This is a genomic window from Erythrobacter litoralis (assembly GCF_001719165.1).
Lineage (GTDB): Bacteria > Pseudomonadota > Alphaproteobacteria > Sphingomonadales > Sphingomonadaceae > Erythrobacter > Erythrobacter litoralis.
In genome coordinates this window covers 1,019,569-1,044,271 of sequence record NZ_CP017057.1, presented here as the reverse complement: position 1 = coordinate 1,044,271, position 24,703 = coordinate 1,019,569, and the positions used below count along the sequence as shown (strand labels likewise).

Here is a 24,703-nt window from a genome sequence, read left to right as displayed (position 1 = left end):
ATTCCCGCGACAGGCAGCGCCCCGGTCTGCAATCGTGGCGGAACTCGTTTCCTGGCCCGTTTCCTAGGGCTGCCGACAGATTACCAGCGCAGCAGAGGCGGCACCATCAGGCGCCCCGCCAGCGCCGCGCTTCCCACCGATATGCCGTACCACAGCGCAACGTAGTGGACCGAATTGCTCGGACAGCCGAGATTGTAGACGAAGGTGCCGAGCGCCCCGGCAGCAAGCCCGGTGAGCCAGCCCGCGCGGCGCAGTTCGGTGACGGCCCCGCGGCGCAGCCAGGCGGTCAGCAGGCCGCCGATCGCAAGCGCGCTCGATAGGCTGAGACCGATGCAGTAGGGAACGCTTGAAGCGGCAAGAATTTCGAGCGGATAGGGCGCGCCGCCAAGGATCAGCAACCCGCTGGCGGCAGGGAAAAGCAGCATCGCGCCGAGCGCCCAGCGCCACCCCTCGCGGCGCGAACCGACGCCGGGCGATGCGCTTGCGGTGACGGCCAGCGCAGCTGCGATCCCCGTCAGCAGCAAGGCACCCGAACGCAGCAGCACGATCTCGGCCGGATTCATCGCAGCGAGATCGGGCCGCAATCCGAAAACCGGAGCGCTTAGGGCGATAGCCAGCAGCGTTGCGGCCGCGACAACCAGCAGTCCCGTCCGCTTCCTTACCCGTCGCACCGGGGCAAGGCTGACGACGAGGTCGTCGATCCGGTCGGCACTCGATACATTCATGACGCTATTCGCTTTCGACATGTTCGGCGAGTTTCCTCAATCCGCGATGGATGTTCACCTTGACCAGCGATACGGACTGCCCGGTCCGCCTGCTGGCCTCGGCGATGCTCAGGCCTTCGATCTTGACGAGGCGGATCGCCTCGCCCTGCCCCTCGGACAGCCGCGCCAGCATCCGGTCGATGCTGATCCGCGCGACCACGTCCGCCTCGTGATCTCCCTCGGCTAGGGTCTCGTCGAGCTCGGTTTCGCTGCGACGGTAGGTGCGGCGCAGACGATCGACCCAGCGATACCGCGCGATCGCGGCAAGCCACGGCAGGAAAGGGCGCGAAGGATCGTAGGTCGCGCGCTTGGCATGGATGGACATCAAGGTCTCCTGCACCAGATCGTCCGCGCCCGCAGGATCGATCCGCCCGCGATAGAACCGGACGAGCCAGTCCCGGCTGTGTTCGAGCACGGCGCGATAGGCCTCGCGGTCGCCGGCCTGCGCCTTGCTCATCAGAGCGGACAGGCTGGCGTCATCGGCACGCATCAGAACATCGTCGTCAGGTCGATGAGCCAGGCAGGACCTGTCTCGACCAGCAGGGTTTCGAAAATCTTGTCGAGCCCCGTGAGGACGAAGGCGCCCGCCACGATCATGCCCCCGCCCAGCAGGAACTTGCCCGCCCTGCCCGCAGTCCCGAGGCTCCCCGTCAGCCGCGCCATATGCGGGCGCAGCACGGTCCCGATCAGCAGCAGGGGCATCGCCGCCCCGATGCCGAATACCAGCATGGTGATCGCCGCCGCGCCGATTTGTTCGCCCTGGCTCGCCAGCAATGTCGCCGCTCCCAGCGTCGGGCCGACACACGGGCTCCACACCGCACCGAGCAGCAGCCCCAGGCCGAACTGTCCGTCGAGACCGCTCCGATCATGCGCACCGCTCCGCCGCGATCCCCAGTCGGCGATGGGGCCCATCGCGGTCTGCACGGCATACTGGGCGCGAGGAACGACGAGAAGCGCGCCGAACACGATCAGCAGTCCCGCCGACACGATACGAAACAGGTCGGGATCGAGCCCGAGCGAGAAGCCGATCGTGGCGATGAACAGCCCGACCGCAGTGAACGAAAGGGCGAGCCCCGCCGCCAGAGCCGCCGGCCCGAAACGATGTTCATTGGCCGATGCTCCGAACACCAGCGGCAGGATCGGCAGCACGCAAGGGTTGAGGAAGGTCAGCAGCCCGGCGAGCAGCGCGGCAGCAAGGGCCAGCAAGTCCATCGCCGCTTCCTCAGCCGCGGGTCGAGGCGATGAGTTCGGCGATCGCCCCGGCATCGGTGGAACCCAGCAGGCGCCCGGTCTCGCGCTTGCCGTCGAAGGCGATCAACGTGCTCTGCCTGGTGACGCGGAACTGGCGCTGTTCGGCCTTCTGATTGTCGAAGTCGAGCCTGAAGACGACGAGATCCCCGTTCGCCGGGTCTTGGGCGGCGCGCTCGATCAGGGGCTGCTGGCGGGCGCAGACCGGGCACCAGGGCGCGTGGACGTCGATCAGGATCGGCCGCCCCTCGGCCTGCGCCGCGGCGAAGGCGGCGTCGGAATAGGGCCTGAACTCGGCAGCATGGGCGGGCTGCACGATTGCAACGGCCGCGAAGGCGCCGAGGGCGAGACCCGGTAAGCCAATGTTGCGCATGGTTGTGTTCCTTCTTCATCGCGGACGCCCGAGGCGGCGTCCAACGACATTTTCGCTCGAACCGGCGCCCGGGTTACACTCGGCACACAACTTCCCAGGGCCAAGACCGGGATCGCCTCCTTCCTTGAGAGGTCCCGTTATGCCGTAACCAGCGCAGAAACGTGAAGGCGGCTATTGGAAGAAGGCCGGAGATCGGCAGGCGGCAAAGGGCCCCTGCAACCGCCCGCCTGACGCTTTCGCTGGAAATTGGCCCGCGCAGCGGCGTTTGCGCGCCCGTCGGCGCGGTCCGGCAAAGCAAGGAGAATAAAGGGCGATCAGCTGGCGGAGAGGGAGGGATTCGAACCCTCGGTACTCGTGAGAGCACAACGGTTTTCGAGACCGCCCCGTTCGACCACTCCGGCACCTCTCCGACGGCTGCTGCGGGCGCGTCGTGCGGGCAAACCCGCCTGATCCGCACCATGCTCCGATCCGCCCCTTCGCGTCGGTCGAACGCATCGGCGGGGCAATCGGGAGCGCGCCCGTTAGCCCATGGCCCACGCCTTGCCAAGTCCCGATTGTCGACAATTTCGGTGCATATCTCGCATCCGCAGCACACCTGCGCCTTGCCATGCCGCTGAAAGGCCCCATATTCTTCGAATTATGGAACGTGCTCAGTTCTTCTCGATGCAGGCCGGGCGCACGATCTACGCCCCGCTTGAGACCCGCACCCGCTTCGGCATCGGCGACGTTGTCCGCCACCGCCTGTTCAGCTTCCGCGGGGTAATCTTCGATATCGATCCGGTCTTCGCCAACAGCGAGGAATGGTACCAGTCCATCCCCGAAGATATCCGCCCCGACCGCGATCAGCCGTTTTACCACCTCCTCGCCGAAAACGAGGATTCGAGCTATGTCGCCTATGTCAGCCAGGGTAACCTGGTGGCCGATGCGACCGGCGGGCCGATCGACCATCCGACGGTGCCGCAGCTGTTCGAAGGGTTCAAGGACGGCCGTTACCGCATGCGGCGCTCGCTCACGCACTGACCTTGGGGCAGCCATGCTGCCGACCGCCCATGTCCTTGCGCCTCTTGGTGCTCGGGGTGGCCGGTCGACCCAGCCGAGCCTTTGGCGCGGTTCAGCGCTCCATCGCGGGCGCGGGGCGCTAGCTCTTCAGCTTCCATCCGCTGCGCAGGATCACATAGACGATCAGCGCGAGCACAAGGTTGAACACCCCGATACCCGCCGCCGCCCATGCGACGTCGCTCGCCCGGCCGATATCGCTTTCGCCGAGAAAGCCATAGCGGAAACCCGAGATCACGTAGAAGAAGGGGTTCGCCCGGCTCACCGCCTGAAACGCGGGCGCAAGATTGTCGATCACGTAGAACGTACCCGACAGCAGCGAGAGCGGAGCGATGACGAAATTGGTGATCGCGGCATTGTGGTCGAACTTCTCCGCCCAGATCGAGGTCGCAAGCCCGAACAGCGCTAGCATGACCGAACCCATCAGCCCGAACCAGACGATAGCCCATACATGGGCGATGTGGAGCGTCACGCCCGGCCAAAGCACCATGGCGAGCCCCACCGTGCAGCCCACCGCGACCGCGCGCGTAACCGCCGCGCCGACGATTCCCGCCATCAGCTCGCCCGGCGAGAGCGGCGGCATCAGCAGGTCGATGATCGTGCCCTGAATCTTGCCCGACAGCAGCGAAAAGCTCGAATTGGCGAAGGCGTTCTGCATCATGCCCATCACGATGAGGCCCGGTGCGACGAAGCTCGCGAACTCGACCCCCAGGACTTCGCGGCCCTCGCGCCCGAGCGCGACCGAGAAGATCACCAGAAACAGCAGCGTCGTGACAGCCGGGGCCCAGATCGTCTGGGTCTGGACCTTGAGAAACCGCCTCACCTCCTTCATATAGAGGCTGTAGAGCCCGACGCGGTTGATCCCGGTGATGACCGGTTGGCCGCGCGGGGTGAAACGGGCGCCCCCGCCCGTCTCGGCATTTCCGGGGGCGACGCGCGCAGATGCGAGCTGCTTGCTCGTGGTGGGTGCTTGATCGGCCATGCCTCAGCGCCTACGTCCTTGGCGTAGCGCTGGCAACACCCGCGCAGGGCAACCCCGCGCGACCATCAGGAACGGAATCGAACACCTATGAGCTGGACTGACGAGCGCATCGCAATGCTCAAGAAGATGTGGGAAGGCGGCGCCACGGCGAGCCAGATCGCCGAGGAACTCGGCGGCGTCAGCCGCAATGCGGTGATCGGCAAGGCTCACCGGCTCGGCCTCAAGTCGCGTCCTTCGCCGGTCAAGGCGAACGACAAGAAGAAGCCCGCAGCCAAGAAGCCCGCAGCCAAGGCAGCGCCCGCCAAGAAGGACGCGGCGCCCGCAAAGCCGGCGGCAAAGGCCGAGACGAAGCCCGCAGCGAGCGCCGAGCCTGCGGCGCAGGGTTCGGGCAAGCCCGCTTCCTCCGCCGCTTCGCAGCAAGCGGATGCGGGGCCGAAGGCGGCCCCTGTGCAGATGGACCAGCAGAACCTGCCCAAGATCGTCTCGGTCGGCCCGGGCGGTTTCCTCAGGCAGGGCCCGGGCGACCAGCAGGCCCCGATCCCGCCCGCTCCGCCGCGGCGTCTCGTCCCGGCCAAGCCCAGCCCCGAGATCGCCGACAAGACCAGCCTGCTCGATCTGTCGGACAAGGTCTGCCGCTGGCCCATGGGCCATCCGGGCGAACCCGATTTCCATTTCTGCGGACAGCAGGTGAACCCGGGCTTCCCCTATTGCGTGGAACATTGCGGGCGAGCCTATCAGGCGCAGCTTCCGCGCGGTTCGCGCAAGCCCCCTCCCCCGCTTCCCTTCGGCGGCCCGCGGGTACGCTGACCGTCTGCGAAAGGGCGCCGGACGACCTCGAGGAAGTCGCGCCGGACGGTGGGGTGGAAGACGCGGCTCGCGCTCGCTAAGGCGGGGCGAATCGCTCATGCCGGGCGAACAGGGGAATCTCATGCCGCTCACGCTTCACGCCGCCTTCGTGCCCACCTGCGAACAATTGCTCGGAGGGATGCGCACGATCATCGACCGCGCAGAAGCCCACGCCCGGGCCGAGGGGATCGAGGATACCGATCTCATCGGCGCATCGCTCGCGCCCGACATGTGGACCCTGCCGTGGCATGTACGCGCCTGCTGGGTCCATTCGGGCTATGCGCTGGGCCTGATGCCGACGGGCGAATTCACCCCCGACTTCACCGCCATTCCCGAAAGCTGGGACGCCATGCGCGCAATGGTGGACGAGGCGAGCGCGACGCTGACAGGCGTGGACGAAAACGATCTCGAACGCATCGCCGAAGACAGGGTCGTGTTCGTGCTTGGCGGCAGGAAGTTGATGGAAGGGACCGTCTCGCAGTTCCTGCTCGGCTTCAACCAGACCAATTTCCAGTTTCATGCCGCGACCTTCTACGACATCCTCAGGATGAAGGGCGTCAAGCTCGGCAAGATGGATTACATGGGTCCGATGCAGATGACGCGCCAGGACGCGGCGGGGGCGTGAATTGATGCGGATTTACCCCGCTTGCCTCGCGCTCTCGCTCGGCACGCTCGCCCTGCCCGCGCCTGCCTTTGCCGACCTGCCGGCCCCCGTGCGCGCGATGATCGACGCGGCGATCGACACCGGCGATGAGGACAAGGTCCGCACCGTAATCGAGCTCGCCCGCGCGACCAATCCGGACGAATCCGCGGAAATCGACGCGATCCTCGCCGCTTACGAAACCGATCTCGCCGCCGCTGCCGAGGCCGAAGCGGCTGCCGAGCAGGAACGCATCCGCAATGCCGGCCTCTTCGACAACTGGAGTGGCAAGGGCGAACTGGGCGGCTTTCGTTCGACCGGGAACGCGTCCAACACCGGGATCACCGCCGGGCTTTCGCTGGTGCGCGAAGGCATAAACTGGCGCCACAACCTGTCGGGCCGCGCCGATTACCAAGAAACCGAAGGCATCGTTACGCGCGAGCAGTTCCTCGCCGCCTACGAACCCAACTGGAAGATCAATGACCGGCTCTATGCCTATGGCCTTGCGCGCTATGAACGTGATCCCTTCCAGGGCTTTGCCGCGCGCTATTCGGTCTCGGGCGGCCTCGGCTACGATGTCCTGAGCGGCGAGGGCATGACGCTGACGGTCAAGGCCGGTCCCGCCTGGCGGCGCACCGAACTGGTCGACGGCAGCAGCAGCAGCAGCCTTGCCGGACTCGCCGAACTCGATTTCGACTGGCAATTGCTCGACACGCTGACGTTCACCCAGAATGCGAGCGCGTTCGTGCAGTCGGGCTCGTCGACCTTCATTTCTGACAGCGGCATCGTGGCGCGGGTCGCAGGCGATTTCTCGCTGCGGCTGTCCTATACGGTGGAACACGACACCGATCCGCCCGCGGGCGCGGTGAAGACCGATACGCTGAGCCGGGTGACGATCATCTACGATTTCTGATCAGCGCGCCGACTAACCCTTGCGCGCGAACCAGATCATGTGACGCGGACCCTTGTTGTTCGGGCGGGCGCGGACCTCGCGCGCCTCGACGTCGAAACCAGCATCCTTCAGCCGTCGGGTAAACCTGTGGTCAGGTGCGGCCGACCAGATCGCGAGCACGCCGCCGGGGGCCAGCGCATCGCGCGCCTTGCCGAGACCCGTGCGCGAATAGAGCCGGTTGTTCGCATCGCGCACGATCCCGTCCGGGCCATTGTCGACGTCGAGCAGGATCGCGTCATATTTCTCGCAGGTCCCGTCATTGGCATCGTCGATCAGCGCGGAAACGTCGCACAGGCGGATATCGCCGCGCGGATCGTCCAGACTGCCTTCGGTTAGATGCGCGAGCGGCCCCTTCGCCCAGTCGAGAATCTCGGGCACGATCTCCGCGACGCGAACGACGCCGCCTTCCGGCAATTTCGACAGCGCGGCGCGATAGGTGAAGCCCATGCCGTAGCCGCCGATCAGAACGCGCGGGCGCGGCGCATCGATCTCGGCGAGGGTGAGCACGGCAAGCTGTTCCTCAGAGTACTGCATCCGGGTGCCCATGAGCTCGCCGCGCCCGAGCATGATGATGAAGTCGCGCCCGTGGCTGACGAGGTTCAGTTCTTCCTCTCCGCCCGGAATGGCGGCTGATGCGATGGTCTTGCGTTCGAGCATGTTCCTACCGTTCAAAAGCGAAAGGGCCGCCCGGCCTTGCGGCGGGCGGCCCTTCCTTCATGTATCGCCTGTGCGATCAGTCCTTCAGGAAGTCGGGCATCGCGGCCGGGGCGTTGTCGCCCCCATTGCCGCCGTCATCGCGATTGCCGCCGCGCGGGCCGCGTCCGCGACCGCCGCGACGATCACCGCCGCGATCACCGCCGCGTCCGCCGCGATCGCCACCACGGCCACCCTTGTCGCCGCGCGGTTCACGCGGCGGGCGGGTGTCTTCCAGCTCTTCGCCGGTTTCCTGGTCGACGACGCGCATCGACAGGCGGACCTTGCCGCGCTGGTCGATCTCGAGCACCTTGACCTTCACTTCCTGGCCTTCGGACACGACATCGGTCGGCTTTTCCACGCGCTCGTTCTTCATTTCGGAAACGTGGACGAGACCGTCCTTGCCGCCCATGAAGTTCACGAACGCACCGAAATCGACGATGTTGACGACCTTGCCGGTGTAGACCTTGCCCACTTCCGGCTCTTCGACAATGCCGAGGATCCAGTTCTTGGCTGCCTCGATCTCGTCGAGATTGCTGGATGAGATCTTGATCACGCCTTCGTCGTCGATGTCGACCTTGGCTCCGGTTTCGGCGACGATCTCGCGGATGACCTTGCCGCCCGTGCCGATGACGTCGCGGATCTTCGACTTGTCGATCTGCATCGTCTCGATGCGCGGCGCGTGCTTGGAAACCTCGCCCCGGGCCGAACCCAGCGCCTTGGTCATTTCACCCAAGATGTGCGCACGCCCGGCCTTGGCCTGTTCGAGCGCCTTTTCCATGATCTCGCGAGTGATCCCGGCAACCTTGATGTCCATCTGGAGCGAGGTGATGCCCTTTTCGGAGCCGGCCACCTTAAAGTCCATGTCGCCGAGGTGATCCTCGTCTCCGAGGATGTCGGAAAGGACCGCGAAATCGTCGCCTTCGAGGATCAGGCCCATCGCGATCCCGGAAACCGGACGCTTGAGCGGGACGCCCGCATCCATCATCGACAGCGCGCCGCCGCAAACGGTCGCCATCGAGGACGAGCCGTTCGATTCGGTGATGTCGGAGAGGACCCGGATCGTATAGGGGAAATCTTCCGTGTCGGGTAGGACCGGGTGCAGCGCGCGCCAGGCGAGCTTGCCGTGACCGGTTTCGCGGCGGCTGGTGAAGCCGAAGCGACCCACTTCGCCGACCGAATAGGGCGGGAAGTTGTAGTGCAGCATGAAGTTCGAGTAGCTCAGCCCCTCTAGCCCGTCGATCATCTGCTCGGAATCCTTGGTGCCGAGCGTGGTGGTGCAGATCGCCTGCGTCTCGCCGCGGGTGAACAGCGCCGAGCCGTGGGTGCGCGGCAGCAGGCCGACAACCGCCTCGATCGGGCGGACCTGGTCGAGCTTGCGTCCGTCGATGCGCTGGCCGTCCTTGAGGATGGCGCCGCGCACGATTTCCGCCTCGAGCTTCTTGACCGCCTTGTTGGCGACCATCTGCGTCTGCGGTTCTTCCTCGGCGAAGGCTTCCTTGGCCTTGGCGCGCGCTTCGTTGAGCGCGTCCGAACGGGCCGACTTGTCGGTCAGCTTGTAGGCGGCGGCGATGTCGTCGCCGACGATGCCGCGCAGCTTTTCCTTGATCGCGGAGGTGTCGTCGGTGGTGTCGATTTCCCAGGGCTCGTTCGCGGCCTTCTCGGCGAGATCGATGATCGCGTCGATGACCTTATTCGATTCCTCGTGAGCGAACATGACCGCGCCGAGCATTTCGTCCTCGGTCAGTTCCTTGGCTTCGGATTCGACCATCATCACCGCGTCCTGCGTCGCGGCGACGACGAGGTCGAGCCGGCCGTCTTCGCCCAGGGCATCCGAAATGCTGGGGTTGAGGACGTAATCGCCATCGTTCGTGAAGCCGACGCGCGCGGCGCCGATCGGGCCCATGAAAGGCACGCCCGAAATAGTGAGCGCAGCCGAGGCGGCGATCATCGCGAGGATATCGGGCTCGGTCTCGCCATCATAGCTGAGAACCTGGCAGATCACGTTGATTTCGTTGTAGAACCCTTCCGGGAAGAGCGGCCGCACCGGGCGATCGATCAGGCGGGAAGTGAGCGTTTCCTTCTCCGTCGCGCGGCCTTCGCGCTTGAAGAAGCCGCCCGGGATACGGCCCGCGGCGGAGAATTTTTCCTGGTAGTGGACGGTGAGCGGGAAGAAGTCCTGGCCTTCGCGAACGCTCTTGGCGGCGGTCACGGCGCACAGCACCACGGTCTCGCCATAGGTGGCCAGCACGGCGCCGTCGGCCTGACGGGCAATGCGGCCGGTTTCCAGAGTGAGGGTTTTCCCGCCCCACTCCAGCGATACGGTTTTCGTGTCGAACATGTAGATTCCTTCTGAACCCGCTGCGCCCTATTGCGAAGCGGGGCCTCTTTGTGCCGGGGAAGATTGCCGTCCCGGTCCGGTGCGGGGCCGATTGCGCCCCTCCAGCCCCTTCACCGGAATGTGAAGGAAAGCCAAAATGGTTGCGCGCCCTGTCTTGCACGGGCGCATTTCAGGCCGGAGACATTCGGTTTCCGGCGCGCAGCTCTCTTAGACGAGTTTGCCGCGACTTGATAGCGAAACGGCTCCCCGCGGGGAGCCGTTCCTGAAAGCTTACTTGCGAAGACCCAGTTTCTGGATCAGCGCGTTGTACCGCTCGACGTCCTTCTTCTTGAGATAGGCGAGCAGGTTGCGACGCTTGTTGACCATCATCAGAAGGCCGCGGCGCGAATGGTTGTCCTTGTGGTGACCCTTGAAATGCTCGGTCAGGTTCTTGATCCGCTCGGTCAGGATCGCGACCTGAACTTCGGGACTGCCCGTGTCGTTGTTGCCCTGGGCGTTGTCCTTAATGATCTTCTGTTTGGTTTCGGCGTCGACCGACATTTCGTTTCTTCCTTACTCAGCGACATCGGGCAGGTTGAAGCCCCTGACGACCTTCGCCGTCCCATCCGTCACTTCCATCAGCGCGACCGGGGCATTGCCCAGTTTCGCGAAATAAAGCCCGGATGATTGGGGCATCCCGGAAAGGACCCGGCCCTGGCGGACCGCCTGCGCGCTCTCCGGATCGAGGGATAGGGCCGGGATGTCGTCCAGCCCCGCCTCCAGCGGCAGGATGAGGTCGTGAAGTGGCGGCCCATTACCTGCTTGCGCAGGAAAGTCCAGCGAAATCGCCTGTTCCTCAAGGAACGGGCCGGCCTTCGTCCGCCGGAGATAGGTGACGTGGCCGCGCGTTCCAAGGGCAAGCGCAATGTCGCGCGCAAGAGAGCGGATATAGGTGCCTTTCGAGACATGCGCGGTGAGCGTCACCGGACCCCCGGCTTCACCCGAAAGCATTTCGAGCGCATGGATCGTCACCGGCCGCGTCTTGAGCGCGACCTGCTCGCCGGCGCGGGCGCGGTCATAGGCGCGCTTTCCGTCGACCTTGATCGCGGAATACGCCGGGGGGACCTGTTCGATCTCCCCGGTAAAGCGCCCCAGCACCGCCTCTATTTCGGCCAGCGTTGGCCGCACCGCGCTGGTCGCGACAACCTCCCCCTCGATATCCAGCGTCGAGGTCTCCTCGCCAAAGGAAATCGTGAAATCGTAGATCTTGCTGGCATCCAGCATCCGCCCGGCTAGCTTGGTCGCCTCGCCCAGCGCGATCGGCAGCACGCCCTCGGCCAGCGGATCGAGCGTGCCGCCATGGCCGACCTTCGTCTTCGCATACCCGCCCTCGCGCAGCAGCCGCTTGACCATACCCACGGCCTGCGTCGAGCCGAGCCCGCGCGGCTTGTCGAGCACCAGCCAGCCATGCAGCGCGGGTTTGACGTGATCGTTCATGCGCGCCCCCTAGCCAAAGCGGACACGAACCGCCAAGTCTTGTGCCCATGACTTCGGGCGAAACCGATCACTTCGACCTCCTCATCATCGGCGGCGGGATCAACGGGGCCGGCATCGCGCGCGATGCGGCGGGGCGCGGCCTGTCCGTCTGCCTCGTCGAGAAGGACGATCTTGCCGGCCACACCTCCTCGGCCTCGACCAAGCTCGTCCATGGCGGCCTGCGCTATCTCGAACATTACGAATTCCGCCTCGTGCGAGAGAGCCTGATCGAGCGCGAACGGCTGCTGGCAATCGCGCCGCACATCATCTGGCCGCTGCGCTTCGTGCTGCCGCACGACAAAGGGCTGCGCCCGAAATGGATGCTGCGCCTCGGCCTGTTCCTCTACGATCATCTCGGCGGGCGCAGGCTGCTGCCGCCGACCCGGAGCGTGGACCTGCGCAAGGCCCCGCACGCATCGATCCTCGAGGACAGGCTCGTGCGCGGGTTCGAATATTCGGATTGCTGGGTCGAGGATTCGCGTCTCGTCGTGCTCAATTGCATGGATGCGGCCGAACGCGGGGCCGATATCCGCACCCGCACCGAATGCGTCGGCCTTGATCGCGGGGAGGATCGCTGGACGGCGCGGCTCTTGCACAGGGGCGAGGAAAGCACCGTCACCGCCGCGCGCGTGGTCAATGCCGCGGGGCCGTGGGTCGACCAGTTGCTTGGCCGCGCCCTGCCGGGTGAGCGCCACCAGAACCTGCGGCTCGTGAAGGGCAGCCACCTCATCTTCCCCAGGCTGTTCGAGGGCGAGCATTGCTACATCTTCCAGAACCGCGACGGGCGGATCGTCTTCGCCATCCCCTATGAGCGCGACTTCACCCTGGTCGGCACCACCGATGTCACCTTTGAGGGCGACCCCTCGCAAATCGAAATCAGCGACGAAGAGGCGCGCTATATCTGCGATGCGGCGGACGAATATCTCGCCCGCGACGTAAGCCCCGAGGACGCCGTCGCCTCCTATTCGGGGGTGCGCCCGCTCTATGACGATCGTTCGGCGAAGAATTCGACCGTGACGCGCGACTACCAGTTCGAACTCGACGCGAACGGCCCTGCGCTGCTCTCGATCTTCGGGGGCAAGATCACGACCTATCGCAAGCTCGCCGAACACGCGCTCGATGAACTGGGCGTCGGGGCGCGGGGCTGGACCGCCGACGAAGCGCTTCCGGGCGGCGACATCGATCCGATGCGCTTCGATGCGTTCGTGAGCCGGCAGGCCGAACGCTACCCCTTCCTCGCCCCCGCGACCGTGCGCCGCCTCGCCCGTGCATACGGCACGCGCATGGACGAGGTACTCGGCGATGCGAAGGGGACGAACGATCTGGGCCAGCATATGGGCGGCGATCTCTATGCGGCGGAGCTCGAATATCTCGTGGCTCGCGAATTCGCCCGCAACGCCGAGGACGTGCTGAGGCGCCGCTCGAAACTCTACCTGCATCTGGACGAGGACGCGCAGGGCCGCGTCGCCGCGTGGTTCCACCAGCGCGGCTAAAGCCCCGAGACGATATCGGCGAGGTGCAGGAACAGCCCCATCGCCAGACCCAGCGGCGGCAGCAGCAGCGTCTCGAGCCAGCCGGTCCCGAACAGCCAGCTATAGGCGATCACGCCCACCAGCAGGAAGATCCCCACCTGCTGCAGCCGCGCCCAATGAAAGCGCAACCGGTCCGGCAGCAGCCCGCCGACGATGTGCGATCCGTCGAAGGGCGGGATCGGCAGCAGGTTGAACAGGCCAAGGAAGATGTTGATGAGCAGGAACATCGTCAGCACCGTGCCGAAGACATTGCCCTCCACAAGGATGCTGGCTTCGTTGATCGCGCTCAGCACGCCGATCAGGATTGCGCCCAGGGTCGCCAGCACGAAATTGCTCGCCGGCCCGGCAAGCGCGACCGCCATCATGCCGTAGCGCGGATTGCGCAGGCGATACTGATTGACCGGGACAGGCTTTGCCCAGCCGAAGGCGGGCGCCCCGGCCAAGAGCAGCGCGCCCGGGACGAGCAGCGTGCCCACGGGATCGACATGGCGAATGGGATTGAGCGTCAGCCGCCCGCGCTCGCTCGCCGTGGGATCGCCAAGCAGCATCGCGACATAGCCATGCGCGACTTCGTGAAACACGATCGCGACGATCAGGCAGGGGATCAGCAATGCGATAAGAGTGACGGTGTCTTCCATTGCCTGTCAAATAGGAAGCGCGGCGCCCCCGCGCCATATGCCTAGCGCGCGAGAGCCCGGGAAAAGTGCCGCCGGCACAAGGCGACATAGCTTTCATTGCCGCCGATCGCGGTCTGCTCGCCCTCGCGGATCGGATCGCCCGCTTCATCGACGCGCAGGTTCATCGTCGCCTTGCGCCCGCAATGGCACACGGCCTTGAGTTCGACGAGCGCGTCCGCAATGCCAAGCAGCGCGGCGGAGCCGGGAAAGAGTTCGCCCTGGAAATCGGTTCTCAGGCCATAGCACAGCACCGGGATACCGACTTCGTCGCAGATGCGGGCGAGCTGCCAGACCTGCGCGGGTGTCAGGAACTGTGCCTCGTCCACCAGCACGCAGTCGAGCCCCTTGCTGCCGAATTGGTTCGCATCCTCGTGCTCATGTGCGACCGAGATCGCGCTGAAGAGGTCGGTATCGTGCCCGAAACGATGCGCGCCGGCCTCCAGCCCAATGCGGCTCCTCACCATGCCTTGCGAGCGCGTATCGAGCGCGGCGGTCCACAGCATCGTGTTCATGCCGCGCTCGCGATAGTTGAAATCGGCCTGGAGCAGCGAGGAGCTCTTCCCCGCATTCATGCTCGAATAATAGAAATAGAGCTTCGCCAAAGGGCCCTCCCATGCGCGTTTTCGTCCTAGCGGGGGAGCAGGGGGCGCGCCAGACGGGCGTGGAAAGCATTCCCCGGACGAAACCTTTTGCGCTATCATGGGTTAGGTTCGCGAAGGGACGCACATAGAATGCATGGCCTCCGACTTTTCCTGCTGTCGCTCGTCGCGCTGTTCGGCGGGCTTGCTGCGCTGGCGCAGCAACCCGGCTCCGGCGCGCTCAACTATCGGCTCGATTCGAGCGCGAGCGACGTGTCGGCCCGCGTCCCTTTCTTCGGCCTCGCCAGCAAGACCGCGCGCTTTCCCCGGATGGAAGGCGCGGTCACGATCGTCCCAGATGCGCCCGAACGCGCGGTGATCGACGTGACCTTCGATGCCGAGGCGATCGAGGCGCCCGACCGCGTGACCCTGCGGCGCCTGCGGGGGGAGAAGTTCTTCTGGGTGGACCGCTATCCCAAGATCCGCTTTGTCGGACGCTCGCTCAGGATGTCGAACCCGCTCGAAGGCACGCTCGAGGGGATGCTGACCGCACGCGGGGTCAGCAAGCCGCAAACTCTCGCCGTCAGGTTCGACAGCCCCCCGGCCAAGGCGGTGGGCGCGCCGATCAGCTTTACCGGCAAGACGACGATCGACCGGCGCGACTACGGCATGAAAAGCTACCAGCTGATCGTCGGCAACGAGGTCGACATCGAACTGCGCGCGCGGATGGTTCCGCGCTAGGCTCTATTCCTCTTCGCCATCGAGGTCGCGCGCCACCTTGGGATCGCGCAGCAGCGCCTCTATGCGGTCAGCCTCGGCAAAGCTTTCATCCTTGCAAAACCTGAGCTTCGGCGCGAACTTGAGGCCCAGCCGCTTGGCCACCTCGCGCTGGAGAAAGGCGGTGTTCTGCCTCAGCGCGGTCACGATCTCGTCCTCGCCCTGCCCCAGCAACGGCTTCACGTAAGCGGTCGCATGGCGCAGGTCCGGGGTCATGCGGACTTCGGTCACGGAAATGTTCGCCGCGCTCACCGTCTCGTCATGCACTTCGCGCCGGGCGAGCAGTTCGGACAGGATATGCCGCACCCGCTCGCCCACCTTGAGGACGCGGACCGAATGCTGTTCGGCGGTGTATTCCTGCTTGCGAACCATCACAGCATTCCTGTCGATTCCGGCGAAGGGCGCGGGGTAGGCAACGCGGTCGACGTCGCGCGGGCCATCAGCTTGCCGTCCTCGGAATAGAGTTCGCCTTCGAGGAAGACGACCTTGCGCCCCGCCTTCACCACCCTGCCCGTGGCGATCAGCGGGCCTTCGGGGATGAGCCGGATGAGGCTCATCGAAAGGTCGAGATTGAGCGGCGCCTGCTCGCCCCCGGTAGCGGCGACATAGGCATAGCCCATGACATCGTCGAGATAGCCCGCGACCAGCCCGCCCTGCACGCCGCCGCGCCAGGTGGTCATCTCACGCTTCACGGTGAAGCGCATGGTCGCGGTCTGCGTCGCCTCGTCCCAGCCCACGAATTCCGAGCCGAGCAGCGCGGTATGAGGCGAGGTGTGATGATCCTCGGGGAAAAAGCCAGCTTCGCTCATTCAGCGCTCCGCTAATCAGAACTCGAGCGTCCGCTCGCGCTCCTCGACGGAGAACACTTCCAGATTGTCGCCGGCCTTGATGTCGTTCGTATCCTCCAGCACCACGCCGCATTCGAGCCCTGCGCGGACCTCGTCCACGTCATCCTTGAACCGGCGGAGCGAGGCGATCTTGGTCGCGGAGACGATGACATCCTCCCGGGTGAGACGCGCGAACAGGCCCTTGCGGATGACCCCGTCGATGACGAGGAGGCCGGCGGCCTTGTCCTTCTTGCCGGCCGGGAAGACCTGCTTGACCTCGGCGCGGCCGACGACCGTCTCGATCCGTTCCGGACCGAGTTCGCCCGCCATTTCCTTCGCGACCTCCTCGGTGAGGTGGTAGATCACGTCGTAATACATCATCCGCACGTTATCGCGCTTCACCAGGTCGCGCGCCTTGGCATTGGGGCGCACGTTGAAGCCGATGATCGGGGCACCGGACGCCGCCGCCAGCGACACGTCGGTTTCGGTGATCGCACCGACGCCTGCGTGAAGAACGCGCACCTTGATCTCGTCGTTCGAGATGTTGTGGAGCGCGTTGACGATCGCCTCGACCGAGCCCTGCACGTCGGCTTTCACCAGCACCGGCCATTCGATCACGTTCGCCTTCAGATTGTTGAACATCGTGTCGAAATTGGTCGGAGCGAGCGCGGTGCGCTTTTCCGTCGCCTTTTCCTGGCGATATTCGGCAACTTCGCGGGCGCGCTGTTCGTTCTCGACCACGGTGAGCTGGTCGCCCGCCGACGGCACACCGCCAAGGCCGAGCACTTCGACCGGCATGGAGGGGCCGGCTTCCTTGATCTGCTTGCCGCTGTCATCGACAAGTGCGCGCACGCGGCCGCTTTCGGTGCCGACGACGAAGGTGTCGCCGCGCTTGAGCGTGCCGCGCGTCACCAGCACGGTTGCGACCGGGCCGCGGCCCTTGTCGAGCTGCGCTTCGATCACGGTCGCCTCGGCATCGCGGTCGGGGCGCGCCTTGAGTTCGAGCAGTTCGGCCTGGAGCGCGATCGCCTCGAGCAGTTCGTCGAGGCCAGCACCGGTCTTGGCCGAGACTTCGACATCCTGCACGTCACCCGACAGCTTCTCGACGATGACCTCGTGTTCGAGCAGGCGGTTGCGCACATTGTCGGGTTTCGCCTCGTCCTTGTCGACCTTGTTGATCGCGACGATCATGGGGACGCCCGCGGCCTTTGTGTGATTGATGGCCTCAATCGTCTGCGGCATGATCCCGTCATCGGCCGCCACGACGAGCACGACGATGTCGGTGACATTCGCCCCGCGCGCGCGCATTTCGGTGAAGGCGGCGTGGCCGGGCGTGTCGAGGAAGGTGATCTTGTCCTTGTTCTTGGTCGTCACCTGGTAGCTGCCGATGTGCTGGGTGATGCCGCCGGCCTCGCCCTTGGTCACGTCGGTTCCGCGCAGCGCATCGAGCAGGCTGGTCTTGCCGTGATCGACATGGCCCATGATCGTGACCACCGGCGGGCGCGGCTTCAGCGTATCTTCCGGATCGTCGTCCTCGGTCGGGATGATGTCGATATCGGCTTCGGACACGCGCTTGATGTTGTGGCCGAATTCCTCGACCAGCAGCTCGGCTGTATCGGCGTCGATGGTCTGGTTGACCGTCACCATCATGCCCATGTTGAAGAGCGCCTTGACGAGGTCCGCACCCTTTTCGGCCATGCGGTTGGCGAGCTCCTGCACCGTGATCGCTTCTGGCACGACGACGTCGCGGACCTGCTTTTCACGCGGCTTGGAAGAGCCGCCGCCCTGCATCCGGCGTTCCTTCTCACGCGCCCGCTTCAGTGCGGCGAGGCTCCGCGCACGGCGTCCCTCGTCCTCGTTCAGAGCGCGGGTGACGGTGAGCTTGCCCGAACGGCGCTTGTCCTTGCCGCCGGTGCTGGGGGCAGGACGCTTTTCTTCCTTCTTCTTCTTTTCCGGACGCTTGGGCTCGGGCCGGGCGACCGGCGTGAACTTGCGCGCTGCGGGCACGGAATCCTGCTTTGCAGCGGGCGCGTCGGCAGCGGCGGGTTCCGCAGCCGGGCTCTCGACCTCTGCAGGAGCCTCGGCCTCGGCCTTCGCTTCCTCGGTGGCGCGCTTTTCGGCGTCTTCCTGCGCTTTCTGGTTCGCTTCGGCGCGGCGCTTTTCCTCTTCGGCGGCCTTGCGCGCCTGTTCGTCCTCGCGCTTTCTCGCTTCCTCGGCGAGGCGCAGGCGTTCTTCCTCGGCCTCGCGCTGCAGCCGCTTCACGCGTTCCTGCGGGGTTTCGCCGGCCGGAGCCTTCGGTTTGGCGGGAGCAGGCGCGGGCTTCTTCGCCGCGGGAGCCGGGGCGGGAGCGGGCGCGGCCTCGGGTTCGGGCGCGGGAGTGGGCGCAGGCGCGGCCTCGCCCGGCTTCACAAGCTTGCGGCGGCGCTTCACCTCGACCGCGACCTTGTTCGTGCGGCCGTGGCTGAAGGTCTGCTTGACTTCGCCAGCGTCCACCGCGCGCTTGAGGCCCAACGGCTTGCGGGTGCGTTTTTCGTTATCGTCGCTCATTATGGCTCGTTATTCCTTCACGTATTCCTTGTGCCGACGCCCGATGCATCGGCGGTCCCGGCGGATAGTGCATGCGCGCCGGATCGCTCCGCTGCGCCCGCCATGTAGTTCGAAAGGCGGCTTGCCGCATGTGCAACCCGCGAGGCCGGCGAGGAACCGCCTGCCCCCTGTCCGCGGGGGTGGGAAACCCCCAAATGGACGACATTGTCGCGGCCCAATGCCACAGAGAGCGCCGCGCGGTCCAGTGGCAAGACCTCCCCGCGCAGCCCCGAGCCTTCCGCATCGCTCCCGACGCGCCAGGCCTGGTCGAGCCGTTTGCGCCCGTCCTCGCTGCTGTCGCGGGCATGGAGCAGGAGCTCGATCCGCCCCGCCCTCGCCTGTTCCTCGATCCGCGAGGAGCCGAGCACGACATGCCCGGCACGCAGTTCGAGCCCCAGCCGGTCAGCGAGGCTGCGCGAAAGCGCCGCCTCGATGCGGCCGGCGAGATCGTCCGGAATGGCCAGTCTCGACCCCCGGAACGCGCGCAGCAACGCTCGCTTCAGATGGCCCTCTTCGAGCGCGCTTTCAAGCGCTTCGCGGTCGGGCACGATCCACGCACCCCGCCCCGGCGCCTTGGCGCCCGGATCGGGCAGGACGTGGCTGAGCCCGTCCGCGTCCGGCGGAGAGACGGCAAGGCGCAGCAGATCCTCGCGCGGGAAGGTCTTTCCCGACAGGATGCAGCGCCGTTCGCTCCCGGAAGCGCCGGAAGCAGGGCCCTCGTCGATGTCGTGCGTCAGGCGCTCATTGGTCGGAGTCCGCATGGGCGGCCTCCTGGGTGTCGGGCTCGCTCGCGGCCGGTTCCTCGTTCTCGGACCCGGACGGAGCGGCCTGAGGCTCTTCGTCTTCGAACCAATGGGCGCGGGCGGCCATGATGATCTCGTTGCCCTGCTCTTCGGTCAGACCGTATTCGCCGAGTACCCCGCCCTTGTCCTGTTCGCGCTGCGGGCGACGCATCGGCGGGCCGTCCGCATTGTTGTTGCGGCGACGCGGAGCCTCTCGCTTCTTGGCGATCAGTTCGTCGGTGGCGAGATCGGCAAGATCGTCCAACGTCTTGATCCCCGCCTTGCCGAGCGTGACCAGCATCGCTTCGGAGAGATGCGGGAGTTCGGCGAGATCGTCTTCGACGCCGAGTTCGCGGCGGGCGGCACGGTGACCTTCTTCCTGCCTCTCGAGCGCTTCGATCGCGCGGCTCTGGAGTTCCTCGGCGAGTTCCTCGTCGAAGCCCTCGATCGCGGCGAGTTCGGAGAGTTCGACATAGGCGACCTCTTCGAGTTCGGCGAAACCTTCGGCGACGAGCAGTTGCGAAAGCGTTTCGTCGACGTCGAGCTCCTCCTCGAACATCTTGGAGCGTTCGGCGAATTCCTTCGAGCGCTTCTCGGAGGCCTCTTCCTCGGTCATGATGTCGATCTGGTGACCGGTCAGCTGGCTGGCGAGACGCACGTTCTGGCCGCGCCGCCCGATCGCGAGGGAAAGCTGGTCATCGGGCACGACGACCTCGATCCGGCCCTCTTCCTCGTCGAGAACGACGCGGCTGACGGTGGCGGGCTGCAATGCGTTGACGACGAAGGTCGCGGTGTCTTCTGACCAGGGGATGATGTCAATCTTTTCGCCCTGGAGTTCCTGCACCACCGCCTGGACGCGGCTGCCCTTCATGCCGACGCAGGCGCCGACGGGGTCGATCGAGCTGTCATAGCTGATCACGCCGATCTTGGCGCGGCTGCCCGGGTCGCGCGCGGCCGCCTTGATGTCGATGATGCCGTCGTAGATTTCGGGCACTTCCTGCGCGAACAGCTTGCGCATGAAATCGGGCGCGGCGCGCGACAGGAAGATCTGCGGCCCGCGATTGTTGCGTTCGACCTTGGTGATGAGCGCGCGCACGCGCTCGCCCACGCGGGCGGCTTCGCGCGGGATCTGCTGGTCGCGGCGGATGACGCCCTCGGCCCGGCCGAGATTGACGATCACGTGGCCGAATTCGACCGACTTGATGACGCCGGTGATGATTTCACCCGCGCGATCCTTGAACTCCTCGAACTGGCGCTCGCGCTCGGCATCGCGGACCTTCTGGAAGATCACCTGCTTGGCCGACTGCGCGTCGATCCGGCCGAGATCGACCGGGGGCAGCGGGTCGACAATGAAATCGCCAAGCTGCGCGCCGGGCTGGAGCTTCTCGGCCTGCTTCAGGTCGACCTGCTTGAAATAGTCCTCGACCTCCTCGACCACTTCGACGACACGCCAAAGCGTGAGGTCTCCGGTCTGGGGATCGAGCTTGGCGCGGATGTCGTTTTCCGCGCCATAGCGGTTGCGCGCGCTCTTCTGAATCGCTTCTTCCATCGCCTCGATCACGATCGACTTGTCGATCATCTTCTCCGAGGCGACCGCATTGGCGATCGCGAGCAATTCGGCCTTGTTCGCGGAAATGGCACTGGCCATCAGTCGTCTGCCTTCTCTTCTTCAAGTTCTTCGATGAGTTCGTCCGCCCCGCTCGTGTCGAGCGGGCGCGTCGCCGCGATCAGCGCGTCGGTGAGGACGAGCTTGGCGGAGTGGATTTGCTGGCGCGGCAGGCGCGTTTCGCCCGCCTTCGTATCGTTGATGACGACCGTTTCGCCCTCGATGCCGACAAGTTCGCCCTTCAAGGTGCGCTGTCCCTCATAGCCCTTGACCATGACGATCCGGGCTTCGTGCCCGGCCCAGTTGACGAAGTCGCGCACGCGCGTGAGCGGGCGGTCGATGCCGGGGCTGGAAACCTCAAGGTGGTAGGCGCCTTCGATCAGCACCTCGCCCGCTTCCTCGGCCACGTCGATCGCGTTGGAAATGCGCCGCGAAAGCGCAGCGCACTGGTCGATCACGAGCTGGCCCGTCGCCGGGTCCTCGGCCATGACCTGCAGCGCCTGCCCGCCGTCGCCAGCTTCGGACGGCATCATCTTCACGCGCACGAGATCGAATCCGAGCGCTTTCGCCTCGGGCTCGATGATCGCGGTCAGACGCTCGATGTCGGCCAATCCTATTCCTCAGCTTCGCCGGGCTCGTGAGCCCCAGTGATGACAAAACGTGTTCCGCGCCGGCCCCCGGAGGCGCCAGCCTTGTGAGAGTCTCGACGATGTCGGGATATGCGGGAGGTAATCGCGGCGGAACGATTTGGCAAGAGCAAAGGCGCCGGGCGATCGGGACGGCTCCGACAGGCGCTGTTTGCGGCCGCAGCCGCTAGCGCCCGCCGGTCACCCAGTTGTGCGCGGCCTGCCGCAGAGCGCTGGTCGGGTCGCCCGCCAGCCTTTCGGCATGGCGGCGCACGGCGAGCACGTCGCCCTCGGCCAGCCTCTCCTCGAAGGCGAAGGCGATCGCAGAGGAGTCGCGGCGCACGACCTCGCCGAACGCCTCCAGCCCCGCGACCCGCAGGAGAGCTCCGTCGCCCGGCGCGAGCAGGTCATCGAGCGCGTTCGTAAGCGCGACCCGCGCCCCGCTGCACGACAGGTCGACGAGGTCGCACCGCTCGGTCCCGCCGAGCGTCACCAGCCCCCCCCGGGATGCCGAGCCGCACCCCGGCGCCCGGTCGTAACGCCGGACGCAGCCGGCGAGCCGGGACGGCAGAACCCGGGATCATCGAACGGACGGAAGGAAGAGGACGCGGCCATCGCGCCGCTTTAGGCCTGCGTGTGAAAGCGCCTTGTGCGGCGGCCTACGCAGGAATCCCTAAGGTGTACGGGCCGGGAATTGCCGACGCGGGCGGCGCGTCATTTCAAGCGTTCATCGCCGCTTTCGCCCGTCACCCAGTCTCGCACCGTGTCGACGAGCGAGCGCCGCTCGCGCTCCTCGAAATTGTCGTAAAGGCGCCGGATGGCAATCACCTCGGCTTCGCTTATCAGGTCATCGAAGCGCATGGCATAAAGCCCGCCATCGGCGCGGACCACTTCGCCGAACGCTTCGAGCTCGGCGCAGCTGAGCACCGCGTTCTCGCCCACGCGCACCGGACCTTCTACCGCAACCATCGCCCCGGTGCGCGAAAGGTTCACGAGCACGCAGGCGCGTTCGCCCTCGATCGAAATCAGCCGCGCGGGAAGGCTGACGCGCAGGCGCGCAGCGGAGCGGCGACCGGTATTGGCAATGGGCGGAAGTCCCGCTGCGGCTTGATCCGCGCCGTCCCTGTCGAATCCGCCAAGGGCAGCGTCCGGCCCGCGCCCGGAACCGACCGGGCGTGCGCCTTCGGCCGCGTTCGGTTCTTCAGGCCTGTCTTCAGGATCCGCCAAATCGCGCCCTCATCCCGGTCGGGATGGCGCCGCTGCCGGCGCGCACCCGCACTGCTATGGAACCAAACAATACAGGGAAAAGCAATGGTTTGCAAAAGATGAACGTTAACAGGGAGATGCGCCCGCGAAAGGAGGTGCGCAAGCATGCCTATTCGGCCCAGCCGCCGATCTCTTCCTCGCCCGCGCGCCGACGCCGCTCGACATCGGGATCCGGCCCATAGCCTGCCGCCGCATCAGAGCCGGTCGAGGCGTTGTAGCCCCAGCCATCGCGCGCCAGTTCACGCGCGCGCACGGCCTCTAGCCGCGCCTCTATCGCCTTCTCGCTGACTTTCTCGGCGCGCTCGGCGAAGTCCCCGGCCACCTGCGGAGCGACCACCGAAGCCCCGAAGGTCATCATCCCGCCGAAACCCAGCACGCACAGGGTGATGAGGCCCGCAATCAGGCGCACGGTGCTCGAAAGGTGGTCCATCATCTCCGAAAGCAGGCGCATCGTGGCTCCCCGGCAGGCGCTGTGTCGCGTCGTGCTAGCGTGAAATCCTTGCGGGAAGGTTGCCCTTGCAGCGTCCGGTCCGGGGTCAGTCCGCGCTTTCGCTTTCCATGAGGCCGTGCTTCTTGATGCAGTGGCGCAGCTGGTCATAGGTCAGGTTCAGCGCGCGGGCGGTCTGGCGCTGGTTCCAGCGATGCCTGCCCAGCGCATGTTCGACGATCGCGCGCTCATGCGCGTCGACCGCGGCGCGCAGGTCCTCGATCTCGTCGAAGCAGGGGGCGGATGAGGCGAAGTCCTCGGCCCGCGGCGCGGCCTGCGCGGCGCCGCCAGTGGCGGAAGCGGTCCGGTGAGAGGGCGCGCGCGGCTTCCACGGGCTGTCGAACGGGTCGAACTGGACATGGGCGATCGGCATCGAGGGATCGTCCCAGCGATAGACCGCGCGCTCGACCACGTTGCGCAGTTCGCGCACATTGCCCGGCCAGGCGTAATTCTCGAGCTGGTCCATCACGTGCGGGGCGAAGCCGGGCCAGCCGAGCCATTCGATCTCGGCCGCCATGCGCCGCCCGAAATATTCCGCGAGCACACCGATATCGCCTTCGCGCACGCGCAGCGGCGGCAGGGTGATGACCTCGAAGGAAAGCCGGTCGAGCAGGTCGGCACGGAATTCGCCGCTCTCGGCGAGCGCGGGCAGGTCGTCATTCGTGGCGGCGACGATGCGGACATCGACCCTGACGGGGCGCGAGGCACCGATTCGCGTGACTTCACCATATTCGACCGCCCTCAGCAGGCGTTCCTGCGCGCCCATCGAAAGCGTGCCCAGTTCGTCGAGAAACAACGTCCCCTTGTCGGCTTCCTCGAACCTTCCGGTGCGCGCCTTGGTAGCACCGGTGAAGGCGCCCGCCTCGTGGCCGAACAGTTCAGCCTCGATCAGGGTTTCGGGCAGCGCCGCGCAGTTCATCGTCACCAGCGGCTCGTCCCAGCGGGTCGAGAGGCGGTGGAGTCGTTCGGCGATGAGTTCCTTGCCGGTCCCGCGCTCGCCGATGACGAGAACGGGGCGGGAGAGCGCGGCGGCGCGACTGGCGCGCTCGACCGCGTCGAGAAAGGCGCCGGACTGGCCGATGAACTGGTTTTCGCGCTCCATGACCGAAATATAGTGAAAAATCCCAATGCTTGGCAACAGAAACCAACACAGGAAAGGAAGGGCACCCGCAAACCCCCGGAATCCCGGGATTTTTGTGGTTTGGCACAGGGATTGCAAAACATCCGGCACAACCTGCGAACCGGGCGGCATGGGGCCGCACGGACACGCAAATCGGGAGGACCCGCCAGATGTTGAAGAGCCTGATCAATCCGAAAGCGCCGCTTGCGAACGAGTTTCTCGGCAGCAAGCTCGGCCAGGCCGCGATCGCCAGCACCTTCGCCATGGCTGCGATGGTGGTCCTGACCACCCAGGTCGGCGAGGCAAGCGCGGCGAGCGTCGCCGGTGCCGCCGTCAGCGCGCCCGTCAGCGCGCTCGTCGAGATCGCCTGATCGCCAACGCCATGACCGACCACAACGACAAGACCTCTTTCAGACCGGAGCGAAACGA

General features: G+C 65.9%; 28 protein-coding genes and 1 tRNA gene. 7 read left to right on the top strand and 22 right to left on the bottom strand.

Going from position 1 to position 24,703, the window contains the following annotated elements:
- Positions 1 to 80: 80 nt before the first annotated feature.
- The 5 genes from Ga0102493_RS04855 to Ga0102493_RS04835 form a co-directional block, all read right to left on the bottom strand.
- Positions 81 to 725 carry a DUF1109 domain-containing protein gene (locus tag Ga0102493_RS04855; protein ID WP_069297462.1) on the bottom strand — a complete coding sequence of 215 codons (645 nt, stop codon included), beginning with the start codon at positions 723 to 725 and terminating at the stop codon, positions 81 to 83.
- Between the two features lie 4 nt (positions 726 to 729).
- Positions 730 to 1,254: a sigma-70 family RNA polymerase sigma factor gene (locus tag Ga0102493_RS04850; RefSeq protein ID WP_034904231.1), complete on the bottom strand. Its 525-nt coding sequence runs from the start codon at positions 1,252 to 1,254 to the stop codon at positions 730 to 732.
- Positions 1,254 to 1,976, bottom strand: a complete 723-nt coding sequence (locus Ga0102493_RS04845) for a cytochrome c biogenesis CcdA family protein (protein ID WP_034904234.1) — start codon at positions 1,974 to 1,976, stop codon at positions 1,254 to 1,256. Before Ga0102493_RS04845 ends, Ga0102493_RS04850 begins: the two co-directional genes overlap by 1 nt.
- 10 nt (positions 1,977 to 1,986) lie before the next feature.
- Positions 1,987 to 2,385: a thioredoxin family protein gene (locus Ga0102493_RS04840; RefSeq protein WP_034904236.1), complete on the bottom strand. Its 399-nt coding sequence runs from the start codon at positions 2,383 to 2,385 to the stop codon at positions 1,987 to 1,989.
- 319 nt (positions 2,386 to 2,704) lie between these two features.
- Positions 2,705 to 2,794: transfer RNA gene (locus Ga0102493_RS04835), tRNA-Ser, on the bottom strand.
- 230 nt (positions 2,795 to 3,024) lie between these two features.
- Here Ga0102493_RS04835 and hspQ point away from each other — a divergent pair.
- A complete protein-coding gene (gene hspQ / locus Ga0102493_RS04830) occupies positions 3,025 to 3,405 on the top strand; it encodes a heat shock protein HspQ (RefSeq protein ID WP_034904238.1) in 381 nt (126 codons plus the stop codon).
- 118 nt (positions 3,406 to 3,523) lie between these two features.
- Here hspQ and Ga0102493_RS04825 read toward each other — a convergent pair whose 3' ends face one another.
- Positions 3,524 to 4,423, bottom strand: coding sequence for an ABC transporter permease (locus tag Ga0102493_RS04825; protein WP_034904240.1), 900 nt, complete (start codon positions 4,421 to 4,423; stop codon positions 3,524 to 3,526).
- Between the two features lie 87 nt (positions 4,424 to 4,510).
- Between Ga0102493_RS04825 and Ga0102493_RS04820 the strand changes: the two genes are divergently transcribed.
- From Ga0102493_RS04820 to Ga0102493_RS04810, 3 genes are all read left to right on the top strand, one after another.
- Complete coding sequence (locus Ga0102493_RS04820) at positions 4,511 to 5,230, top strand: GcrA family cell cycle regulator (protein ID WP_034904243.1); 720 nt, start codon at positions 4,511 to 4,513, stop codon at positions 5,228 to 5,230.
- Between the two features lie 121 nt (positions 5,231 to 5,351).
- Complete coding sequence (locus Ga0102493_RS04815) at positions 5,352 to 5,894, top strand: DUF1993 family protein (RefSeq protein WP_161490042.1); 543 nt, start codon at positions 5,352 to 5,354, stop codon at positions 5,892 to 5,894.
- A gap of 4 nt (positions 5,895 to 5,898) precedes the next feature.
- Positions 5,899 to 6,822 carry a DUF481 domain-containing protein gene (locus Ga0102493_RS04810; protein ID WP_034904536.1) on the top strand — a complete coding sequence of 308 codons (924 nt, stop codon included), beginning with the start codon at positions 5,899 to 5,901 and terminating at the stop codon, positions 6,820 to 6,822.
- Positions 6,823 to 6,834: 12 nt separating this feature from the next.
- Here Ga0102493_RS04810 and Ga0102493_RS04805 read toward each other — a convergent pair whose 3' ends face one another.
- The 4 genes from Ga0102493_RS04805 to truB form a co-directional block, all read right to left on the bottom strand.
- Positions 6,835 to 7,518, bottom strand: coding sequence for a spermidine synthase family protein (locus tag Ga0102493_RS04805; RefSeq protein WP_034904248.1), 684 nt, complete (start codon positions 7,516 to 7,518; stop codon positions 6,835 to 6,837).
- A 76-nt stretch (positions 7,519 to 7,594) separates the two neighbouring features.
- Positions 7,595 to 9,895: a polyribonucleotide nucleotidyltransferase gene (gene pnp, locus Ga0102493_RS04800; protein ID WP_034904251.1), complete on the bottom strand. Its 2,301-nt coding sequence runs from the start codon at positions 9,893 to 9,895 to the stop codon at positions 7,595 to 7,597.
- A gap of 270 nt (positions 9,896 to 10,165) precedes the next feature.
- The gene (gene rpsO / locus Ga0102493_RS04795) at positions 10,166 to 10,435 is read right to left on the bottom strand and encodes a 30S ribosomal protein S15 (RefSeq protein ID WP_034904255.1); all 270 of its coding nucleotides are present in this window, start codon (positions 10,433 to 10,435) and stop codon (positions 10,166 to 10,168) included.
- 12 nt (positions 10,436 to 10,447) lie between these two features.
- Positions 10,448 to 11,371, bottom strand: coding sequence for a tRNA pseudouridine(55) synthase TruB (truB, locus tag Ga0102493_RS04790; protein ID WP_034904256.1), 924 nt, complete (start codon positions 11,369 to 11,371; stop codon positions 10,448 to 10,450).
- Positions 11,372 to 11,418: 47 nt separating this feature from the next.
- Between truB and glpD the strand changes: the two genes are divergently transcribed.
- A complete protein-coding gene (gene glpD / locus Ga0102493_RS04785; protein ID WP_034904259.1) occupies positions 11,419 to 12,903 on the top strand; it encodes a glycerol-3-phosphate dehydrogenase in 1,485 nt (494 codons plus the stop codon).
- Here glpD and Ga0102493_RS04780 read toward each other — a convergent pair.
- Both Ga0102493_RS04780 and Ga0102493_RS04775 read right to left on the bottom strand, forming a co-directional pair.
- Entirely contained in the window at positions 12,900 to 13,580 is a 681-nt protein-coding gene (locus tag Ga0102493_RS04780) for a site-2 protease family protein (protein WP_034904261.1), read from the bottom strand. The two genes, glpD and Ga0102493_RS04780, sit on opposite strands and share 4 nt — an antisense overlap.
- 41 nt (positions 13,581 to 13,621) lie before the next feature.
- The gene (locus Ga0102493_RS04775) at positions 13,622 to 14,221 is read right to left on the bottom strand and encodes a thymidine kinase (RefSeq protein ID WP_034904264.1); all 600 of its coding nucleotides are present in this window, start codon (positions 14,219 to 14,221) and stop codon (positions 13,622 to 13,624) included.
- Between the two features lie 129 nt (positions 14,222 to 14,350).
- Between Ga0102493_RS04775 and Ga0102493_RS04770 the strand changes: the two genes are divergently transcribed.
- Positions 14,351 to 14,938, top strand: coding sequence for a YceI family protein (locus Ga0102493_RS04770; protein WP_034904267.1), 588 nt, complete (start codon positions 14,351 to 14,353; stop codon positions 14,936 to 14,938).
- 3 nt (positions 14,939 to 14,941) lie between these two features.
- Here the strand turns inward: Ga0102493_RS04770 and rbfA are convergent, their stop codons facing one another.
- From rbfA to pspF, 10 genes are all read right to left on the bottom strand, one after another.
- Complete coding sequence (rbfA, locus tag Ga0102493_RS04765; RefSeq protein ID WP_034904269.1) at positions 14,942 to 15,346, bottom strand: 30S ribosome-binding factor RbfA; 405 nt, start codon at positions 15,344 to 15,346, stop codon at positions 14,942 to 14,944.
- Positions 15,346 to 15,783, bottom strand: a complete 438-nt coding sequence (locus Ga0102493_RS04760) for a PaaI family thioesterase (protein ID WP_034904272.1) — start codon at positions 15,781 to 15,783, stop codon at positions 15,346 to 15,348. Before Ga0102493_RS04760 ends, rbfA begins: the two co-directional genes overlap by 1 nt.
- Before the next feature lie 15 nt (positions 15,784 to 15,798).
- Positions 15,799 to 18,348, bottom strand: coding sequence for a translation initiation factor IF-2 (gene infB / locus Ga0102493_RS04755; protein WP_034904275.1), 2,550 nt, complete (start codon positions 18,346 to 18,348; stop codon positions 15,799 to 15,801).
- Between the two features lie 17 nt (positions 18,349 to 18,365).
- A complete protein-coding gene (locus Ga0102493_RS04750) occupies positions 18,366 to 19,148 on the bottom strand; it encodes a DUF448 domain-containing protein (protein ID WP_069297461.1) in 783 nt (260 codons plus the stop codon).
- A complete protein-coding gene (nusA, locus tag Ga0102493_RS04745; RefSeq protein ID WP_034904278.1) occupies positions 19,129 to 20,817 on the bottom strand; it encodes a transcription termination factor NusA in 1,689 nt (562 codons plus the stop codon). The genes Ga0102493_RS04750 and nusA overlap by 20 nt, the downstream gene beginning before the upstream one ends.
- Positions 20,817 to 21,386 carry a ribosome maturation protein RimP gene (gene rimP / locus Ga0102493_RS04740; RefSeq protein WP_034904281.1) on the bottom strand — a complete coding sequence of 190 codons (570 nt, stop codon included), beginning with the start codon at positions 21,384 to 21,386 and terminating at the stop codon, positions 20,817 to 20,819. Before rimP ends, nusA begins: the two co-directional genes overlap by 1 nt.
- A 202-nt stretch (positions 21,387 to 21,588) precedes the next feature.
- Entirely contained in the window at positions 21,589 to 21,894 is a 306-nt protein-coding gene (locus tag Ga0102493_RS15900) for a hypothetical protein (RefSeq protein WP_034904283.1), read from the bottom strand.
- Between the two features lie 221 nt (positions 21,895 to 22,115).
- Complete coding sequence (locus Ga0102493_RS04730; protein WP_034904285.1) at positions 22,116 to 22,628, bottom strand: PilZ domain-containing protein; 513 nt, start codon at positions 22,626 to 22,628, stop codon at positions 22,116 to 22,118.
- A gap of 148 nt (positions 22,629 to 22,776) precedes the next feature.
- Positions 22,777 to 23,118: a hypothetical protein gene (locus Ga0102493_RS04725; RefSeq protein ID WP_034904288.1), complete on the bottom strand. Its 342-nt coding sequence runs from the start codon at positions 23,116 to 23,118 to the stop codon at positions 22,777 to 22,779.
- 85 nt (positions 23,119 to 23,203) lie between these two features.
- Positions 23,204 to 24,256, bottom strand: coding sequence for a phage shock protein operon transcriptional activator (gene pspF, locus Ga0102493_RS04720; protein WP_034904289.1), 1,053 nt, complete (start codon positions 24,254 to 24,256; stop codon positions 23,204 to 23,206).
- 188 nt (positions 24,257 to 24,444) lie between these two features.
- Here pspF and Ga0102493_RS04715 point away from each other — a divergent pair, with 188 nt between their 5' ends.
- Positions 24,445 to 24,645, top strand: coding sequence for a hypothetical protein (locus Ga0102493_RS04715; protein ID WP_034904290.1), 201 nt, complete (start codon positions 24,445 to 24,447; stop codon positions 24,643 to 24,645).
- The last annotated feature ends 58 nt before the right edge of the window (positions 24,646 to 24,703 follow it).

What these genes read in the sequence shown, in the direction of transcription:
- Ga0102493_RS04855 (WP_069297462.1), bottom strand. Translation starts at nt 725, where the DNA reads ATGAATGTATCGAGTGCCGACCGGATCGACGACCTCGTCGTCAGCCTT.
- rpsO (WP_034904255.1), bottom strand. Translation starts at nt 10,435, where the DNA reads ATGTCGGTCGACGCCGAAACCAAACAGAAGATCATTAAGGACAACGCC.
- rbfA (WP_034904269.1), bottom strand. Translation starts at nt 15,346, where the DNA reads ATGGTTCGCAAGCAGGAATACACCGCCGAACAGCATTCGGTCCGCGTC.
- Ga0102493_RS04780 (WP_034904261.1), bottom strand. Translation starts at nt 13,580, where the DNA reads ATGGAAGACACCGTCACTCTTATCGCATTGCTGATCCCCTGCCTGATC.
- infB (WP_034904275.1), bottom strand. Translation starts at nt 18,348, where the DNA reads ATGAGCGACGATAACGAAAAACGCACCCGCAAGCCGTTGGGCCTCAAG.
- glpD (WP_034904259.1), top strand. Translation starts at nt 11,419, where the DNA reads ATGACTTCGGGCGAAACCGATCACTTCGACCTCCTCATCATCGGCGGC.
- hspQ (WP_034904238.1), top strand. Translation starts at nt 3,025, where the DNA reads ATGGAACGTGCTCAGTTCTTCTCGATGCAGGCCGGGCGCACGATCTAC.
- Ga0102493_RS04840 (WP_034904236.1), bottom strand. Translation starts at nt 2,385, where the DNA reads ATGCGCAACATTGGCTTACCGGGTCTCGCCCTCGGCGCCTTCGCGGCC.
- Ga0102493_RS04750 (WP_069297461.1), bottom strand. Translation starts at nt 19,148, where the DNA reads ATGCGGACTCCGACCAATGAGCGCCTGACGCACGACATCGACGAGGGC.
- pnp (WP_034904251.1), bottom strand. Translation starts at nt 9,895, where the DNA reads ATGTTCGACACGAAAACCGTATCGCTGGAGTGGGGCGGGAAAACCCTC.
- Ga0102493_RS04815 (WP_161490042.1), top strand. Translation starts at nt 5,352, where the DNA reads ATGCCGCTCACGCTTCACGCCGCCTTCGTGCCCACCTGCGAACAATTG.
- Ga0102493_RS04820 (WP_034904243.1), top strand. Translation starts at nt 4,511, where the DNA reads ATGAGCTGGACTGACGAGCGCATCGCAATGCTCAAGAAGATGTGGGAA.
- Ga0102493_RS04825 (WP_034904240.1), bottom strand. Translation starts at nt 4,423, where the DNA reads ATGGCCGATCAAGCACCCACCACGAGCAAGCAGCTCGCATCTGCGCGC.
- Ga0102493_RS04770 (WP_034904267.1), top strand. Translation starts at nt 14,351, where the DNA reads ATGCATGGCCTCCGACTTTTCCTGCTGTCGCTCGTCGCGCTGTTCGGC.
- Ga0102493_RS04715 (WP_034904290.1), top strand. Translation starts at nt 24,445, where the DNA reads ATGTTGAAGAGCCTGATCAATCCGAAAGCGCCGCTTGCGAACGAGTTT.
- truB (WP_034904256.1), bottom strand. Translation starts at nt 11,371, where the DNA reads ATGAACGATCACGTCAAACCCGCGCTGCATGGCTGGCTGGTGCTCGAC.
- Ga0102493_RS04810 (WP_034904536.1), top strand. Translation starts at nt 5,899, where the DNA reads ATGCGGATTTACCCCGCTTGCCTCGCGCTCTCGCTCGGCACGCTCGCC.
- Ga0102493_RS04725 (WP_034904288.1), bottom strand. Translation starts at nt 23,118, where the DNA reads ATGCGCCTGCTTTCGGAGATGATGGACCACCTTTCGAGCACCGTGCGC.
- Ga0102493_RS04805 (WP_034904248.1), bottom strand. Translation starts at nt 7,518, where the DNA reads ATGCTCGAACGCAAGACCATCGCATCAGCCGCCATTCCGGGCGGAGAG.
- Ga0102493_RS04850 (WP_034904231.1), bottom strand. Translation starts at nt 1,254, where the DNA reads ATGCGTGCCGATGACGCCAGCCTGTCCGCTCTGATGAGCAAGGCGCAG.
- nusA (WP_034904278.1), bottom strand. Translation starts at nt 20,817, where the DNA reads ATGGCCAGTGCCATTTCCGCGAACAAGGCCGAATTGCTCGCGATCGCC.
- Ga0102493_RS04845 (WP_034904234.1), bottom strand. Translation starts at nt 1,976, where the DNA reads ATGGACTTGCTGGCCCTTGCTGCCGCGCTGCTCGCCGGGCTGCTGACC.
- Ga0102493_RS04760 (WP_034904272.1), bottom strand. Translation starts at nt 15,783, where the DNA reads ATGAGCGAAGCTGGCTTTTTCCCCGAGGATCATCACACCTCGCCTCAT.
- pspF (WP_034904289.1), bottom strand. Translation starts at nt 24,256, where the DNA reads ATGGAGCGCGAAAACCAGTTCATCGGCCAGTCCGGCGCCTTTCTCGAC.